General features: G+C 52.1%; 14 protein-coding genes. All 14 read left to right on the forward strand.

The window, feature by feature from the left end; all coding sequences use genetic code 11:
* Window positions 1-7 precede the first annotated feature (7 nt).
* The 14 genes from nqrF to F0A17_RS01400 all read left to right on the forward strand — a co-directional run bounded on the left by nqrF (window position 8) and on the right by F0A17_RS01400 (window position 18,083).
* Complete coding sequence (gene nqrF / locus F0A17_RS01335; protein WP_149326538.1) at window positions 8-1,240, forward strand: NADH:ubiquinone reductase (Na(+)-transporting) subunit F; 1,233 nt, start codon at window positions 8-10, stop codon at window positions 1,238-1,240.
* Window positions 1,237-2,010 carry an FAD:protein FMN transferase gene (locus tag F0A17_RS01340; protein ID WP_149326539.1) on the forward strand — a complete coding sequence of 258 codons (774 nt, stop codon included), beginning with the start codon at window positions 1,237-1,239 and terminating at the stop codon, window positions 2,008-2,010. The genes nqrF and F0A17_RS01340 overlap by 4 nt, the downstream gene beginning before the upstream one ends.
* 17 nt (window positions 2,011-2,027) lie before the next feature.
* Window positions 2,028-2,288, forward strand: a complete 261-nt coding sequence (gene nqrM / locus F0A17_RS01345) for a (Na+)-NQR maturation NqrM (RefSeq protein WP_149326540.1) — start codon at window positions 2,028-2,030, stop codon at window positions 2,286-2,288.
* A 51-nt stretch (window positions 2,289-2,339) separates the two neighbouring features.
* Complete coding sequence (sthA, locus tag F0A17_RS01350; RefSeq protein WP_149326541.1) at window positions 2,340-3,731, forward strand: Si-specific NAD(P)(+) transhydrogenase; 1,392 nt, start codon at window positions 2,340-2,342, stop codon at window positions 3,729-3,731.
* Window positions 3,732-4,162: 431 nt separating this feature from the next.
* Window positions 4,163-6,259, forward strand: a complete 2,097-nt coding sequence (locus tag F0A17_RS01355; RefSeq protein ID WP_149326542.1) for an acyltransferase family protein — start codon at window positions 4,163-4,165, stop codon at window positions 6,257-6,259.
* Window positions 6,259-7,305 carry an NAD-dependent epimerase/dehydratase family protein gene (locus F0A17_RS01360; protein ID WP_149326543.1) on the forward strand — a complete coding sequence of 349 codons (1,047 nt, stop codon included), beginning with the start codon at window positions 6,259-6,261 and terminating at the stop codon, window positions 7,303-7,305. The genes F0A17_RS01355 and F0A17_RS01360 overlap by 1 nt, the downstream gene beginning before the upstream one ends.
* A 57-nt stretch (window positions 7,306-7,362) precedes the next feature.
* The gene (rfbF, locus tag F0A17_RS01365) at window positions 7,363-8,139 is read left to right on the forward strand and encodes a glucose-1-phosphate cytidylyltransferase (protein WP_149326544.1); all 777 of its coding nucleotides are present in this window, start codon (window positions 7,363-7,365) and stop codon (window positions 8,137-8,139) included.
* Between the two features lie 53 nt (window positions 8,140-8,192).
* Complete coding sequence (locus F0A17_RS01370) at window positions 8,193-9,530, forward strand: NAD(P)H-dependent oxidoreductase (protein WP_149326545.1); 1,338 nt, start codon at window positions 8,193-8,195, stop codon at window positions 9,528-9,530.
* Window positions 9,527-10,075, forward strand: coding sequence for a dTDP-4-dehydrorhamnose 3,5-epimerase (gene rfbC / locus F0A17_RS01375; protein ID WP_149326546.1), 549 nt, complete (start codon window positions 9,527-9,529; stop codon window positions 10,073-10,075). Before F0A17_RS01370 ends, rfbC begins: the two co-directional genes overlap by 4 nt.
* A 39-nt stretch (window positions 10,076-10,114) precedes the next feature.
* Window positions 10,115-11,143: a glycosyltransferase family 2 protein gene (locus F0A17_RS01380; RefSeq protein ID WP_149326547.1), complete on the forward strand. Its 1,029-nt coding sequence runs from the start codon at window positions 10,115-10,117 to the stop codon at window positions 11,141-11,143.
* A gap of 108 nt (window positions 11,144-11,251) precedes the next feature.
* Window positions 11,252-13,066 carry an ABC transporter ATP-binding protein gene (locus F0A17_RS01385; protein ID WP_149326548.1) on the forward strand — a complete coding sequence of 605 codons (1,815 nt, stop codon included), beginning with the start codon at window positions 11,252-11,254 and terminating at the stop codon, window positions 13,064-13,066.
* A gap of 30 nt (window positions 13,067-13,096) precedes the next feature.
* Complete coding sequence (locus F0A17_RS01390; RefSeq protein ID WP_149326549.1) at window positions 13,097-14,305, forward strand: right-handed parallel beta-helix repeat-containing protein; 1,209 nt, start codon at window positions 13,097-13,099, stop codon at window positions 14,303-14,305.
* Between the two features lie 223 nt (window positions 14,306-14,528).
* On the forward strand, window positions 14,529-16,439 hold the full coding sequence (locus F0A17_RS01395; RefSeq protein ID WP_149326550.1) for an acyltransferase family protein: 1,911 nt from the start codon (window positions 14,529-14,531) through the stop codon (window positions 16,437-16,439).
* A gap of 522 nt (window positions 16,440-16,961) precedes the next feature.
* Window positions 16,962-18,083 carry a polysaccharide export protein gene (locus F0A17_RS01400; protein ID WP_149326551.1) on the forward strand — a complete coding sequence of 374 codons (1,122 nt, stop codon included), beginning with the start codon at window positions 16,962-16,964 and terminating at the stop codon, window positions 18,081-18,083.
* Window positions 18,084-18,147 lie beyond the last annotated feature (64 nt).

Below are 18,147 nucleotides of genomic sequence, written 5' to 3' on the forward strand. Positions count from 1 at the left end.
AACCGACATGGTTGGAACATCTATCATCTTGCTCGGTGTGTTCATGTTCACCGTGGTCGTCATCGGCCTCGTCGTGGTAATCCTGGCGGCCCGCAGCAAGCTCGTCAGCACCGGCGACGTATCCATCGAGATCAACGGCGACCCGGAGCACACCATTACCACCCAGGCTGGCGGCAAGCTGCTCAACACGCTGGCGGCCAATGGCATCTTCCTCTCCTCCGCCTGCGGCGGCGGCGGTTCCTGCGCTCAGTGCAAGTGCCGGGTGGAAGAGGGGGGCGGCTCCATTCTGCCGACCGAAGAGTCCCATTTCACCCTGCGCGAGAAGAAGGAGGGGTGGCGCCTCTCCTGCCAGGTGCCGGTGAAGCAGGACATGAAGATTGAAGTGCCGGAGGAGGTTTTCGGCGTCAAGAAGTGGGAGTGCGAGGTCATCGCCAACCCCAATGTCGCCACCTTCATCAAGGAGCTGAACCTGCGCCTTCCCGAGGGCGAGGAAGTGGCCTTTCGTGCGGGCGGTTACGTCCAGCTGGTAGCGCCGCCCTACGACATCACGTTTTCCGACTTCGATATCGAGGAGGAGTATCGCGGCGACTGGGAGAAGTTCGATCTGTTCAAGATCTCCCACAAGAACGACGAGGAAGTCATTCGCGCCTACTCCATGGCGAACTACCCCGAAGAGAAGGGGATTCTCAAGTTCAACATCCGTATCGCCACGCCGCCTCCGGGTACCAGCCATCCGCCGGGCCTGATGTCGACCTATGTCTTCAACCTGAAGCCGGGCGACAAGGTGACCGTGATGGGCCCGTTCGGCGAGTTCTTCGCCAAGGACACCGACGCCGAGATGGTCTTCATCGGCGGTGGTGCGGGGATGGCGCCGATGCGCAGCCATATCTTCGATCAGCTCAAGCGTCTCGACTCCAAGCGCAAGATCAGCTTCTGGTACGGTGCGCGCTCCTGGCGCGAGACCTTCTACAATGAAGAGTACGACAAGCTGGCCGAGGAGCATCCCAACTTCGAGTGGCATCTGGCTCTTTCCGACCCGCAGCCGGAGGACAACTGGACCGGGCCGACCGGATTCATCCACAACGTGCTGTACGAGAATTACCTCAAGGACCATCCGGCTCCCGAGGATTGCGAGTACTACATGTGCGGACCGCCGATGATGAACGCCTCGGTGATCAAGATGCTGCTCGATCTTGGGGTAGAGCCAGAGAATATTCTGCTGGATGACTTCGGCGGATGATACCCCTCGCCCCAGGGCGATTTTCAGGGCTGACCCGCATCGGGTCGGCCCTGTTCATGTTCGTCGTAGTGCTGCCCATGGCACTGAGCGCCTGTCGCCATCCATTCGGCGAGCACCATCTCCAGGGCGCGGCCCTGGGAACGGGATACCATATCACCCTGTATGCCGATCTGGATGACGCCTCGCTCCTGGCGCTGGAGACCGGCATACAAGGTGAACTGGAACGCCTGCAACGCAAGCGCGGGCTCTACGTACGCGCGCTCAATGCCGCTTTCGCTCGGGTTGGGATGCCGGCGCCGGCCGTCTTGTTGGGTGAGATGGATCGCGTGGTTCATGCCCTGGCCGTTGACCGCGTGACCGAGTGGTTGGACGCCCACGAGGAGATCGCTGCGTTGGTCGAGATGGGCGGCGTAATGCGCGCGGCGGGGGCTCCACCGGATGGCGGTTGGCGCCTGTCACTGGAGCGCGCTGGACTGCCCAAGCGAGTCGAAGAGCGTTACCTCTACCTGCATGATGCCGCGCTGGTGCATCGTTTCACGGAACTGGAGGCGTCTCCGCTGATATCGCTCCCAACGCCACTGGGCGTCAGCGTCGTGGCCGATACGGCGAGCGAGGCCATGCGGCAAGCCAACCGGATGATGCTTGCCAGGCCGGACGACGCCATGGCTTATGCCGAGCGCACGGATAGAGCGGCCAGGCTTGTTGTCAAGACACCACAAGGAATCGTCATTCATCAAACGGCGGCGCTCGAACCTTGGTTCGAGAAATAGCCGCAAGGAGCATCTCCATGACCACTTTCCTCGTCGTTCTGGGTTTCATGCTGCTGATCATGGCCGCCATGGCGATCGGCGTGATCGCAGGACGCAAGCCCATCGCCGGTTCGTGTGGCGGCCTCAACAAGCTCGGCCTCAAGGAAGGCTGCGATATCTGTGGCGGCAAGGACGAAGTTTGCGAGGAGGAGAGCCGCAAGCGCAACGAGTCCAGCGCTCGCCGTCGCAGCGACGAGAGCCGCGGCGCCGATCTTGGCTATGACGCCACCAAGCGCTGAGCGCAGGAGCCCCGACGACGACATCACAAGGGATAGGAGACGCGAGAGCCCATGGCAGTGCACAACTACGACGTGGTGGTGATTGGTACCGGACCGGCCGGCGAGAGCGCCGCGATCAACGCCGCCAAACATGGCAAGCGAGTGGCAGTCGTCGAGAAGCAGCCGGTACTTGGCGGCAACTGCACGCACTGGGGCACGATTCCCTCCAAGGCGCTTCGCCACCAAGTCAAGCAGATCATGCAGTTCAATACCAACCGCATGTTCCGCGATATCGGGGAGCCTCGCTGGTTCTCCTTTCCCAGGGTGATGGATCGTTCGCGCATGACCATCGACCAGCAGGTCGAGATGCGCACCAAGTTCTATGCACGCAACCGCATCGACCTGTTCAGCGGTGTGGCTCGCTTCAAGGACGAGCATACGTTGCTGGTACGTGACCGGCAGGAGGCGCTGGAAGAACTGGTGGCCCAGAAGGTCATCATCGCCACCGGTTCACGCCCTTATCGGCCGGCCGACATCAATTTTCGACATCCACGCATCTATGACTCCGATACCATCCTCAGCCTGTCGCATACGCCACGTACCCTGATCATCTTCGGCGCCGGTGTGATCGGCTGTGAGTACGCCTCGATCTTCTCGGGGCTTGGCGTCAAGGTCGATCTCATCAACAGCCGGGATCGGTTACTGTCTTTCCTGGACGATGAAATCTCCGATGCGCTCTCCTATCATTTGCGCAAGCATGGTGTGCTGATTCGCCACAACGAGGAGTACGAGCGCGTAGAAGGCGATGAATCCGGGGTCGTGGTCTACCTCAAGTCGGGCAAGAAGCTGCGCGCCGACGCCTTCCTATGGGCCAACGGGCGCACCGGTAACACTGATGAGCTCGGGCTCGAAAACATCGGTCTCGAGGCCAACGGCCGCGGCCAGCTGCAGGTCGACGATCACTACCGCACAGGGCTTCCGCACATTTATGCTGCTGGTGACGTGATCGGCTGGCCAAGCTTGGCGAGTGCCGCATACGACCAAGGGCTCAATGCATGTGACGAACTGCTCGATCGCGATTACCGCTTCGTCAGCGAAGTACCGACAGGCATCTATACCATTCCCGAGATCAGTTCTTTCGGCCGCACAGAGCGTGAGCTGACCGAGGCCAAGGTGCCCTATGAGGTCGCTCAGGCCTTCTTCAAGGATACCGCCCGTGCCCAGATCACCGGCGATACGGTGGGCATGCTCAAGATTCTCTTCCATCAGGATACGCTGGAGATCTTCGGTATTCATTGCTTCGGCGACCAGGCCTCGGAGATCGTCCACATCGGTCAAGCGATCATGCAGCAAAAAGGCGAGGCCAATACGCTCAAATATTTTGTCAATACCACGTTCAACTATCCCACCATGGCCGAGGCCTATCGGGTCGCTGCTCAGAATGGTCTGAATCGGGTGTTCTGAGCTCTTCCTTTCTTCGTTCGCTTCATTGCCGATGTACCATGACCTGCTCTCGTAAGAGAGCAGGTTTTTTCTGTATCCAGCTTAATTGCGATAAGCCGTCCAAGACGTTATTCCGTAAGAAAGACTAATAGCAAAGTAGTAGATTTTTAATCGGATCAGGAAACCCCTTCCGGCAGGATGAGGCTGCATGAAAACAGGGTATGGCAAAAACCAACTACGCAAACAGTAAGTACGTTTAGTAACATGCCGAAGGAAAACATAACAATGGAAGCAATCCTACTGGAACGGAAAAGGAGATCCACCATGAACTCCTCTGGCGGTAGCGTGGCCTGGAATAATCCACCCTGAAATTTTTTTACTAACGTTTGATATAAAAGAGCGAGGTGTCTATGACACGCATTTTAGTTTAAATAATTCGCATCGAGGGCACAATGACGACTCACTATAGGCCTGAGGTCGATGGGCTAAGAGCCGTGGCCGTTATACCCGTTATACTATTTCATGCTGGTTTCGAAAGCTTCAGTGGCGGGTATGTTGGCGTCGATATATTCTTCGTAATAAGTGGATATTTAATTACTGGAATAATCTATAACGAAATAGTCGAAGGAAAATTTTCGATCGCGAATTTCTACGAACGGCGTGCGAGGCGGATTCTTCCGGCACTTTTTTTCGTCAGTATCGTTTGCATGGCCGTGGCATGGGTGTGGATGCTTCCGGATGAGTTCGCGAGTCTGAGCCAGAGCTTGATTGCCGTCAATTTGTTCATTTCCAATATCCATTTCTGGCAGGATATGGACTATTTTGCCGGTCCGGCAGAAATGAAGCCTTTTCTGCATACCTGGAGCCTGGCCGTAGAAGAACAGTTCTATCTGTTTTTTCCTCTTTTCATGCTATTGGCGGGCTGGATTCGGAAAGGGGTACTCATAAGTGTTTTGGCGCTGGGCTTCTTCGCCAGCCTGGCCCTTTCGGAATACGCTTCCACGCATCACCCCTCAGCCAACTTCTATCTGCTGCCGACCCGGGCCTGGGAGCTGCTGGCTGGGGCCATTGTTGCCGTTTATCTACATCGGCACAGAGCGCAGCCCCCTCTATGGGTGAGTCACTTGGGAGGAGTGGCTGGAATGGCGCTACTCCTCTATGCGATTTTCACCTTCGACCAGAGTATCCCTTTCCCCGGCCTGTGGGCGCTGATACCTGTGCTTGGAACCGTTCTGATCATACTCGTTGCCGGCGAGAAAGACATTGCAGGAAGAGTCCTGTCCCTTAAGCCAATGGTCGGGATCGGTCTGATCAGTTATAGCGCCTATCTTTGGCACCAGCCGGTATTTGCCTTCGCCAGGGAGCGTAGCTTTGGGCCTATCTCCGATGTCGACTTCATCTTGTTAAGTATACTCTCCCTGCTGCTGGCCTGGTTCTCCTGGCACTATATCGAACTACCGTTCCGAAACCGAAATCAGTTCACTCGGCCTCAAATCTTCAAGGGGGCCCTGGCTATGTCTTGCCTGATGATAGGCGTCGGTTTCTACGGTACTTACTCTCAGGGTATTCCCTGGCGCTTCAATGGCGAGATTGAAAACCTGGTGATGGTGCGTTCTCAAAAGCACATTAATTCGACCTGCCAGAGCACGCCGGGAAACATGCGACCACTTGAAGAAGCGTGCGTATACAACGAAAGCGGGGATAGGACGGTTGTGGTATGGGGGGATAGCCAGGCAACGCCATTGGTCGGCCCGGTAGCCGAGCGAGTCGATGCGCTAGGTATGAAAGTCAAACAATTCGTTTACACCAATTGTCTGCCTATCGCGGGTTATACCCGAAGCGACGAGCCGGAATGTGGCCGCCATAACAATCAGGTTCTGGAGTACATACTGGAAGATGACAGTGTTGAAATGGTCATCATGCTGGGCCGTTATCCGCTTCAATTTGAGGGTGTTTCGTTCAACAACGGCGAAGGGGGCGTCGAGCACGACGAAGCCGTGCGTGCCGTTCCCATGGACCGCCTCGATATTGAGGATGAAGAACTTCGCATAGACGTGGTTGGGTCGCTGCTTCAGGAAACCGTCGAAAAAATGGCCAACGCGGGAAAGCGGGTCATCCTGATCTATCCGGTGCCCGAGGTGGGATGGGATGTGCCCTATTTGCTGGTCAAGGAAAAAATATTTGGTATCGAACGATTCGCCCCTCTCTCGACCAGCTACGATATCTTCAAGCAGCGCGCGGCAACGGCCTACGAACAAATTTCCAGGATCGTCGAGCACGATAATCTATTGAAAATCGAGCCAGCCAGCATTTTCTGCGATACCTACTTGCCCAGTCGGTGCGCAACCCAGATCGAAGATGAACTTCTCTATTATGACAATAACCACTTGAGCGTATCCGGAGCCTCGATGCTGGTTGCGAGAATATTTGAAGAGATGGAAAGCAAAGGGTGGATGAGCGAGGAGGAGCTTAAGCTGAGCATGCTGAGCGGCGGTTCACATGCAATACAACATGACGAATCTGAATTTCTGCAAAGGGAGGCGAGATAATGAGAATATTGATCATGGGGAACATGGGGTATGTTGGGCCCGCCGTCGTAAAGGAGCTAAAGCGGCAACATCCTGAGTCAGTGTTGCATGGCTACGACAATGCCTATTTTGCTCATTGCCTGACGGGAGTAGAGCGAGTTCCGGAAAGTTACCTGGAAAGGCAATACTATGGAGACATTCGCCATCTTCCAGATGGCATGCTGGAAGGCTATAACGCTGTGGTACAGCTTGCGGCCGTTTCCAATGACCCCATGGGCAATCGCTTCGAGACCGTTACCCAAGAAATCAACCAGCAAGCTACCGTAAGCATTGCCAGACAGGCGGCGCAGTCCGGCGTGAGCCATTTCGTTTTCGCGTCGAGTTGTAGCGTGTATGGGCTCGCTAGCGGGGAACCCCGCAAGGAGGCCGACCCTCTCGCGCCGATGACCGCTTATGCCAGGTCAAAGATCGGTGCCGAAGATGCGCTTGCTGGCATCGAAGGGGAAATGGTCATCACCAATCTGCGGTTTGCGACCGCCTGTGGCATGTCGGCACGCCTTCGTCTGGATCTGGTGTTGAATGACTTCGTTGCCTGTGCCCTCTCACAGAAAAAAATCACCGTGCTCAGCGATGGAACACCGTGGCGGCCTTTGATTGATGTCCGTGACATGGCGAGAGCGATCGACTGGGCCGTTCAGCGGCAGGTGAGCAACGGGGGGCGCATTCTCAGCGTCAATACCGGTTCCAATCGCCGCAATCACCAAGTGCGCGACCTGGCTGAGGCCGTCGCAGGTGCGATTCTCGGGACGACCGTGCACATCAATGAGACAGAAGCCGTCGATAGCCGCTCTTACAAGGTGGACTTTAGCCTTTTCGAGGAATTGGCCCCTGACCATCAACCCCAGATGACTCTTCAGAATTCCATCCAAGGCTTAGTGGAAGGGTTATCTCGCATGCGCTTCTCGGATGTAAAGTTCCGGGATTCCCATCTAATGAGGCTGAAAATCTTGCAAGCTCATGTCGAGCAGGGACGCCTGACAGAGAACCTGGAGTGGACAGGGAAATAGAACGCAGCTTGAGCACTTACCATAAGAAACAATTGAGTGTCTAGAGGGAGAGTTTTTATGAAAGTCGTAATTCTTGCTGGTGGCTTCGGAACCCGCCTGAGTGAGGAAACATCCATCCGTCCCAAGCCAATGGTAGAGGTGGGTGGGCGACCCATCCTTTGGCACATTATGAAACTTTATTCCCATTATGGGTTCAAGGATTTTGTGATTCTAGGCGGTTATAAAGTTGACTACATTCGTAATTATTTTCTCAATTATCGTGGCAGGCAGACCGATTACACGATCGATTTGAAAACGGGGCGCGTCGAATGGCTAAACGGCGTAAGTGAGGACTGGAACGTGACGGTCCTAGACACCGGCGCAGACTCGCTGACGGGGGGCAGGATAAAGCGGGCCAAACATCTCATCGACGGTGAAACTTTCTGCCTGACGTATGGAGATGGTGTCAGCGATGTGGATATCGGAAAACTGGTCGAAAGCCACAAGACTTCAGGTTGCTGGTGCACGCTGACGGCGGTTACCCAGCCGGGACGCTATGGTGCACTCAGGTTGGACGAGAGCAGCAATCACGTCATGGCATTCCGTGAAAAGGGAGCCGTGGACGGAGGCTTGATCAACGGTGGTTTCTTCGTCTGCGAGCCCGAAGTGCTGGATTTGATCGACGATGATCGAACGACCTGGGAGAACGAGCCCATGGAGCGCATGGTTCAGATGGGAAAGTTGGGTTACTACCATCATGAGGGCTACTGGCAAAGCATGGACTCGCTGCGTGACAAGATGGTACTCGAGGCGGCATGGGCCGACACGCCTCCGTGGAAAGTTTGGAAAGACTGATCGGACAGTTTTCCTAAGCGTCTTCAACCATCAGCCAGGATGCAAAAAGACCGATGATCATCGTAGATACGGCTTTAGCCAAACGAGAAGCAGACAACAAACCGATACGTGTCGGCATGATCGGCGCGGGTTTCCAGGGAAAGGGCATCGGGTTGCAGATCCTGACCGCGACACCTGGCATGACCCTCTGCGCCATCGCGAATCGGCACATCGAATCGGCCGTCAGGGTATACGAGCAGGTAGGGATCGACCCTGAGCGATGCGATACGACGGCGAGTATCGAATCGGCAATCGCCAGAGGCCAGCCCGTAGTGACGGAAGATGCCAAGGCAATGGCCGCTTCGGATGGCCTGGATGCCATCATCGAGGTCACGGGCTCTATCGAATATGCGGCCGAGGCCGTGTTGACTGCCATCGCCAGCGGCAAACACGTCATCCAGATGAATGCGGAGCTCGATGGAACGATCGGTCCCATCTTGAAGCGCAAGGCAGAACAAGCCGGTGTGATCTATACCTTTTCGGACGGTGACCAGCCGGGGGTACAGATGAACCTGCTTCGGTTCACTGAAGGACTGGGGATCAAGCCTGTGCTGTGCGGGAACATCAAGGGATTGCATGATCCGTACCGTAATCCCGAAACGCAACGTGCGTTTGCGGAGCGATGGGGCCAAAAGCCTGCGATGGTCGCCTCCTTCGCTGATGGCACGAAGATTTCATTCGAACAGGCGATCGTGGCGAATGGGACGGGAATGCAAGTCGCGCGCCGCGGTATGCTCGGCCCCGATTTCTCGAATGGCGATCCTGGCTCACCGCTGGTCCCCATCGAAGAGACGCTATCCCGCTTCGAGCCTTACCTGGATGCCTCGGGACCCGGGCTCGTCGACTACGTGGTGGGCGCGCGGCCAGGCCCAGGCGTCTTCGTCATCGGAACCGTGTCCGATCCGCGAAAGCAGCACTATCTCGAACTCTACAAGCTGGGAAAGGGGCCTTACTACTGCTTCTATACACCCTACCACCTCTGTCATTTCGAAGTGCCGACCTCGGTCGCACGAGCCGTGTTGTTCAATGATCCAGTACTCACCCCGCGTGGCGCACCGACGGTCGGAGTGATAGCCATGGCGAAGAAGGATCTCAAGGAGGGAGCACACATTGGGGAGTTTGGCGGTTTCGAAGTGTACGGAGTCGCCGAGAACATGGACGTCATCCGCAGAGAGAGGCTTTTGCCCATTGGCCTGGCACTCGATTGCGTAGTAAGGAAGCGCATAGAAAAGGATGCGCCGTTGACTGTCGATGATGTCCAGTTCCCCGAGGGGCGCCTAATTGACCGGTTGTATCGCGAGCAGGAACATATTTTCTTTGGGAATAGCGGAGAAGAAAGGGGGAAGTTATGAGGTTTATCCCGACAGACCTCAAGGATGCCTACCTGGTGGAACTTGAGCCTCGTGGTGACGATAGGGGTTTCTTTGCAAGAACCATGTGCCGAGAAGAATTTTCCGTGATTGGGATTGAAAGTGATTTCGTTCAGCAAAACATCTCCTACTCGGCCCAGCGAGGCACGCTTCGTGGCTTACACTTTCAAAAATCTCCGCATGGGGAGGATAAGCTGATTCGTTGCATCAGCGGAGCCATCGTTGATGTTATCGTCGACATCCGGCAGGATTCTCCCACTTATATGCAGCACCAAATGTTCGAACTGACCAGTAGGAATAGGCTGCAGCTTTTTGTGCCCAAGGGGTTTGCTCACTCTTTCATGACACTGGAAGAAAACGTCGAAGTCAGTTATCTCGTAACAACTCGCTATACACCTTCATCCGAAGACGGACTAAGGTATGATGACGAGGCCCTCGGTATCGAATGGCCTCTGCCGGTTTCGGTCATCTCTGACAAGGATGCCAATTGGCCATTGATAAGCCAGCGTGACGGTCGGCTTTATTAAGGAAAACAAATTTAAAGCGATGATCGCAGGGAGAACATCATGGCAAGCAAAGTGATCGGCGTTATCCTTACGTATAATCGAAAGGAGCTGCTCGAACTCTGTCTCAAGGCCGTTCACTCCCAGACCCGTCCTTGTGACATGGTCCTGGTCATCAATAACGCCAGCACCGATGAAACGCTGGAGTTCCTGAAAAGCGGTAAGTACCCGGACATTAAAGTTTACACTCTAAAGCGAAATGTGGGTGCGGCAGGAGGTTTCAACGCTGGATTTCGGTTGGCCTACGATAATGGCGCAGACCATGTCTGGATGATGGATGATGACGTTATACCTGAACCAGAGGCACTGGAGAAGTTACTGAATGCTGATGAATTTCTTGAAAAAAGAGGTATGAGAAGGAGCTACCTGCTTTCCACTGCCTATACAGAACATGGCCAGATAACCAATACGCCACAGGTCAGCAGCGCAAAGAACAGGGCAGGCTATTTTGATTGGCCTGAGCAATTGGAGAATGGCTTGGTAGCAGTCGGAAGCGGTACCTTCGTCTCAATTCTTGTTCCTCGAACTACATTGGAGAAATACGGACTTCCCATCTCGTCGATGTATATTTGGGGGGAAGACGCCGAATTCACCTTGCGGATTACCCGCGAAGATCCAGGATATCTGGTAGGCACCAGTCATGTTGTTCACTTACGACATGGAGGTGGCACGATAAGTATTGTTACCGAGTCTAACCCTACGAGGATAGGGTATTACAAGAATTTCATTAGAAATAATTTGTATATATCTAAGAATTACAAGACGAAGCGCAGGACAATCTCTATTTTCTTCAATAATTTCGTGCTTGCCTTGAAGATGTTGGTTAAGAAGCGACCCTACAAGGCATGGGTCATCATGCTGGGGCTGATGAAAAGTTTTGGTTTTAAACCAAAAGTGGAATACGTGGACAGTGATTACGACTATTCAAATGTCGAGGTGTCATTTCCTGAAATTAGCCTTGATGCGTCTAATAGTACAAAAAAAGTTCGTATGGAAGATATTTCTCAGTTGGGATATGTGCGACCAACTTAACGATTGCTAGCGAAAAGGTAAGGGCAAGGAGATACGCCGCGGCTAAAGACACGCTCAATGTCTAAATTGGAGCCGCTTATTGTAGCAAACGGCATAAAGGAATAACTCATGCTGAGAAGGCTAAAGGATCTGTACTTATTATTGACGAAAGAGCAGCGTAAAAAGCTTCTTAAGCTGCAGGGACTTATTATTGTAATGTCCTTTGCCGAGATAGCAGGCGTCATGTCAATTGGACCCTTCATGGCATTAGTCGGTGACATGACCTTACTGGAAAAATCCGAGGGTATCGCCTCGACGTTGTATCGTATGAGTGGCGTTGAATCCCCTAGAGACTTCCTTTTCTGGCTGGGTATCATGGTCCTGGTAGTGCTGGCAGCGGCTTCCTTCGTTTCGATGTTTACGGTCTGGCGATTGTCGCTTTACGGAGCCAAAGTGGGCGCAGAGTTGGGGAACAGACTATATCGTTTTTATATGTATCAACCTTGGCTGTATCATGCAAATACTAGCAGTAGTCATCTTACCAAGCAGATTTCTCAAGAAACCTTGAGGATGACGAACTTCGTTATTAACCCATTGCTGCATATGAATGCCAAGTTGGTCATGGCTTTTTTAATGGCTGTGGTTATTTTCCTCTACGACCCCATGGTAGCCATAATCGGTATCTCTATTTTCGTGGCTTCTTACTATCTTCTCTTCGTGACGGTGCGACGGCGGCTCGTCCAGAACGGCAAGGCAATTTCCGAGACGCAATCACAGCGTTTCAAGCTGATGGCCGAGGGATTTGGCGGGATCAAGGACGCGCTGTTGCTGGGCCACCAAAAAACATTTATCGATCGATTCGAGAAACCCAGCCTGCAGTTTGCACAAGCGGCTGGCAGCAACCAAGCCATCAGTCAAGTCCCGCGATATGCCATGGAACTCGTAGCCTTTTCCAGTGTGATCTTTCTGGTGCTGTATTTGCTGGCCACACACAATGGCAACCTGGGAACCATTCTGCCGGTACTTTCCATATACGCGATGGCGGGTTTCAAGATCTTGCCAGCGCTGCAGAAGGTCTATTCCAGCATGTCGCAGATACGCGGCAACCTGGCGTCCTTCGAAGCCGTGAGGGACGATCTTTATGAAAGCTCTGAGCCAAGGGAACAGGAGCGGGGGCTGGTCGTAAGAGAATCTATGGAGGAAAATCTCATCCCCCATGATGTCATTCGACTCGATAATATCGTATTCAGCTATCCTGGTACCCGCGAATTCGCACTTAATGGCGTCGACATGGAGATTCCTGCGAATCGCATGATTGGGATCGTAGGCGCCTCGGGATCGGGTAAATCTACCATCATTGATATTCTGCTTGGTCTCATCGATCCGGATCAGGGAGAAATCAGCATCGATGGTGTCAGTGTCGAAAAGCATAATAAACGACAGTGGCAGAATACCCTCGGATTTGTGCCGCAGAGCATCTTTCTCGCGGATGCCAGCATTCGGGAAAACATTGCTTTTGGCGTAGCGCCTGAAGATATCGACGAAGATGGCGTCAGGCGCGCCGCCGGCATGGCAAACCTCCATGAGCTTCTCGAGGAGCTGCCCAATGGCCTAGAGACTTGCGTAGGCGAGAGAGGCGTTCAGCTTTCAGGGGGACAGCGCCAACGTATTGGTATCGCCCGGGCCCTTTACCATGATGCTGAAGTCCTCATTCTGGACGAAGCAACCAGTGCTCTGGATGGTATTACAGAAAAACTGATCATGGAAGGCATTCACGAGATCATGGGTAAGAAAACGATCATCATGATTGCGCATCGACTCGCAACGGTTCGCCAATGCAATCGAATCTATCTTATGAAGGAGGGGAGGGTGATTGATTCGGGAAGCTATAGCGAGTTATCCAATCGCAATGAAATCTTCCAGCGCATGGCGGCACATAGCTGACCCCGCTGGGTAAATGAAGGAGGTCGGTGCATGTCACTTGGATCAGTTGGAGACGTATCCCATCCTTTTCAAGCTACCTCGGCCGCTGGCAGGCGAGCCGCAGCCAATGACAGAACAGGCAGCATGTCCCGGAGAGCCAAGTGCAGACCCGGCAGCATCACGACCAGCGAAATGGACATGGCACCTTCGGGCGACCCCATCCGTGACCAGCAGCAGCTTCAGACTTTCCTGGATAACATCGCCACTGATGGCATCGTCGGTATTATCGAGGCGGGCCATTGGTTTCTTTACCGAAAACTGCGCTTGCATGACGGAACTCGGCTCTGTGGGCAAGGCATGGAAAGAACCCTTCTAGAAGCTCGGCTCGAAGACTGGCGTCAGGACGATTATGTCGCCATGCACTTGGACGTTAGTGATAGCCTCCACCCGCATGGTGTTTTCCTGTCGGACTTTTGCGTGATCGGCGCTGACAAGCATGCCACCGACAACGGCCCGCTGATTCGCCTCGAGGGGATGTCGGATTTCTTGATTGAACGAGTCAGAACTGAGGACGCATCGAGTTATGGAATCTTCGTGACGGGATATGGTATCGGCCGCTTCACCAACGATATACGTAGTAGCTTCTGGAATTCGACTCATCGAGGCATTATCCGTCAGTGTCGCGCTCTACGAGGGCAAGTCGGAATAGGATGCGAAGGAGGGGCTCAAAATATTCTGATCATGGGTAATCACACTGATGGTCAGGTGCTCCATGGGTTCCGCCTCGCCTCGGCCTATGACACTCAGCTCATAGGAAATAGTGCGAGAAATACAAGAAACGCTTACTGGATCGACCGGCATCGAGGCATTCACGTTCTGCATAATACGGCAGACCAAGTTGAGAGAGGGTGTGTCTACGGGGGATTTCACAAAACTCGTGACGGTGAAATTTCGACTGGCTTATGGATAATGGGAAATCAATTCAAAACATCCAAGTCGGCAATAACAGATGCCTATCAGGGGAAAGCGGACAAATTTACCCGAATCGTGAAGATTAAGGACAATTACCTCCAAGGTGGCAATATCCGTCTTCTTTGGTCACGGCAGGTTGATGTACAAGGAAACGACGGCGATGGCGGCAATGCTATCGTAACCTCTCATGAGGTCACAGGCATGATAGGCAACAATTTCATGCGGCTAATTAACAGGGCAGACGGAATCGAAGATATTGGAAGGAATCTATCACTCGAATCATCGTGATCTCTTGCGGTCGCTATAGGGATTGTTGCGCAGAATTTTTGCCGAACGTCATCACCTGGTTCGAGCTAGTTAATTACCGGAAGATCCATCCAACCTGGCGTCTTCCTTTATCGGCTCACCTTGTTCCCATTAGCCATGCTGAGGAAGCCCTTGCCGCTGGTGAGTGCCTATTGCCTAATCTGCGAAACAAAAGCAATATACTACCGTCGCAGGATAAATAATAATGACTTATAGAAAAGATATAGATGGCCTAAGAGCTTTTGCGGTACTTTCAGTAATCGCTTTTCATACGGGGCTGGCTGTTTTTCCGGGTGGATATGTAGGAGTTGATATTTTCTTTGTTATCAGTGGCTATATTATAACTACAATGATTTGTAGTGAAATTAAGGATAAAAAATTTAGCTACCTGAGTTTTTACAAGAGAAGGATTGCCAGGCTTCTTCCATCCTTGATTATCACGCTTTTGATAGTCGCTTCCTTTGGTTTCTATTTTTACACTAATAAATCATTCGATAAGCTTGGAAAGGAGATGTTTTTTTCTTCCATTGGGGCGGCCAATATATTGTTTGCTCAAGGTGTGGACTATTTCGCTGAAGATGCTGCTTACCAGCCTTTGATGCATTTATGGTCACTTGGAGTCGAAGAGCAATTTTATCTTATCTGGCCTGCTTTTTTGCTGATTGCATTCAAGATGTCGCATGGTTCGGTGATACCCCTGACTGCCATGGCTCTTGTTACGACAACCATAATAGCCATCTCGGTAGTTAATAATGATGGTAGCAAAGCATACTTTTTGCTTCAATATCGGGCAAATGAGCTTTTGATCGGCTCCCTCACGGCACTGATATTGACGAAAGCCAGCAGTGAGAACGTGAGAGAGGAAGTCAAGAAAAGTATAAGTTACTTTGGTTTGGTGCTTATGGCTGCGCCAGTTTTTCTTTATGATGAAAATACGGTTTTCCCAGGATATAATGCACTATTCCCCTGTCTTGGTGTTGCGCTCATTATTGCATTCCCTAACACCGGGTGGGTTACAAGACTTTTGTCCCACAGAACGCTGGTCTTCGTAGGGTTAATTTCATACCCTTTATACTTATATCATCAACCGATCGTGTCGTTCATCTCTTACTTTGACTTTAAGCTTCCAGCCAGTGCGTTATTCATGACTGTAGCTTTGTTATCTTCCCTCTTGGCTTTGGTAACGTACCAGTATGTCGAGAAACCCATCAGAAATATTGCACGTATCGCTTCAAGAAAATCTATTGTGACAGTGGGCCTGCTCTGTTTTTCGATCCCTGCCTTAGCGGCCGCTGGTGCGGTTATCGCTAAAACCAATGGCTTGCCAGAGAGGTTTGAATTGTTAAATCCTTTTGCGTTGGAGGTAAGTGCGTCACACGCCTCCTCGTTTCATAAGCACTATGAACGTGGATTTGAAGTTTCAGAAAGTGAAAGCAGCAAGGCATTGTTTGTTGGTGACTCTGTATTGCAACAATACGTTTTGCCAATTAGTATTGCCCTCGACTTCGATGTAGACGAGGTGGATACAGTAACAAGGGGTGGCTGTGTACTTTTAAAAGGGGTGGATTTCAATGACAAATACGCAGACATATCGTGCAATGATATAAGGAATGATTTATATAACTCAGCTAAGACTTACGATTATGTCGTGATTTCTCAAGCCTGGGAATCGTATGAGGATTCGGTCACGAATTTCCCTGCTGGTGAAAATGTTTATGAAAGATGGTCTGGCTTCTTGAACCAGACGGTAGAGCACTTTTTACGATATTCAGAAAAAGTCGTTATAGTCGGCCCTCATCCAAGAGTTGCTGGAGTTAAGGGATTGCAACCTTCTATAAGGCTTACGAAAGAAACTTATCTGTTCGGCTTGCGGAAGCTGGAAGTAATTAATAACGAAAGCTTGAATTCAGCAGTTTCGGTTTTTAATGCGCTGGAAAAAAATCGCCGGATCATAGTGTTGGAGCCTCGCGAAATATTTTGTTCAGTCAGGTGTGTTCTTAGTAACGAAACGTGGTCTTATTACAGTGATGGTCAACATCTAACGAGCGCAGCCACGAGCTTTGTTGCCGAGCGAATCAGTAATATTCTCTCATTGAGAGCTAATATCTCCCCTTAAAGTCGTTGAGTATTGTTGATGGCAGGCTTATGAAGAAGTAGGAGGAATGAGTTGTCGAGATGAATGCGCTCGCTGAGCCCAACAATGCTCGATAGCTTATTTTTTTCATACTGGCGGGACAATGCAGCCGGCAAACTGGCGAAGGCAAGTCTGCAGTGAACGTGCGAAACGCGCGGGATCGTCTTTCAGCCGGTAGAAAATCTTGAAATAACAAAAACTTGTTCAAGTACCGCATGAATGGTCGCAAGTACGGGGTTTACCTCGACTCAACCTTCATGGATGAAAAAATCCATGCTCTTTCAGATTCGTATTCTATGTAATGTTGTGTAAGTATGATTTTATTCCTGTAACTTGGTGCTGGTCGGTTAGTGACCCAGGCTATCAGCTGGCGAAGGGGAGCAGGAAAAGGATACGGATCTAGCCATGCAGTAACCCTAGAGTCCGTCTGCTATCAGGGGATCGCATGCGTTAGGAAAAATCGGAAAGAGCACGCGGAATGTCTCGAAAGCAAGGGAGTAAATAATGAACAAGTTGACACGTGGTACCTGCTTCGCTGTTGCGCTGCTGCCATTGGGAGTGATAGGTGGGTGTGCCCTTGCGCCTGGGGGACATATAGATTATGAAGCCCAGGAAGTGTCCTTGGATGAGCAAGTGGACATCGTGTCGATCACCCCCGAACTGATATCGACATATCGCACGGACAACGGCACCAGCAAGGCACAAGGGGTCACACCGGAGTTAGCCAATGAACTTGAAAATTATGAGTATCGTGTCGGCCCTGGTGACGTACTGAATATTGTTGTCTACGAGCATCCAGAACTTACCATTCCGGCGGGTGGGGAGCGTAGCGCAGAAGAGTCAGGCAACATCGTTCATTCGGACGGAACCATCTACTACCCCTATATCGGTAACTTGAAGGTCGAGGGGCGTACTGTCGGCGAAATCCGGCAAATGATTACCAGCCGTCTAGCAACCTACGTCACAGAACCTCAAGTTGAGGTCAGAGTCGCTGCGTTTCACTCCAAGAAAGTCTACGTGAGCGGTGAGGTCAATGCGCCAGGGGCTCAGCCTATCACGAATGTTCCGCTGACTATCCTGGATGCGATCAGTGCGGCTGGCGGAGCAACGGAAAATGCGAACTGGCATAATATCACGCTAACACGCAACGGTCAGGAAAGAACTCTTTCACTTTACGAAATGCTTAAGAGAGGGGACCTTACACACAACTCTCTCCTACAGCCAGGTGATGTGCTTCATGTGGCCTCCGCCGAAAATCAAAATATATCGGTAATGGGTCAGGTAAGAAATCCAGGTAATATTACAACCGGCAGGGAGCGTATGAGTCTTACTGATGCTCTCGGGCGCGCGGGTGGTGTTGTCGAATCCAGGGCGGAGCCTTCAGGAATATTCGTGATTCGTGGTAATCCCCCGGGAAGTGAGAAGATGGCTACCGTCTACCAGCTCGACATTTCAAACGCCGTAGCGCTCAATATGGGCTCCTATTTCCCTCTCGAACCGCATGATGTGGTTTACGTAACATCGGCACCGCTGGCACGTTGGAACAATGTCATTAGCCTGCTTCTGCCATCCATCTCGTTGCCCGGTAATGTGGCGTCGACCTCCAACGAGGTTGGCGATCTCTAAACTGTCGGAGCTCTTGTCATTGGCGGGCACATTTCTTGAGCTGCTTAAGAAATTGTTGCCCGCC

It is taken from the genome of Billgrantia pellis (assembly GCF_008297955.1).
Taxonomy (GTDB): domain Bacteria; phylum Pseudomonadota; class Gammaproteobacteria; order Pseudomonadales; family Halomonadaceae; genus Halomonas; species Halomonas pellis.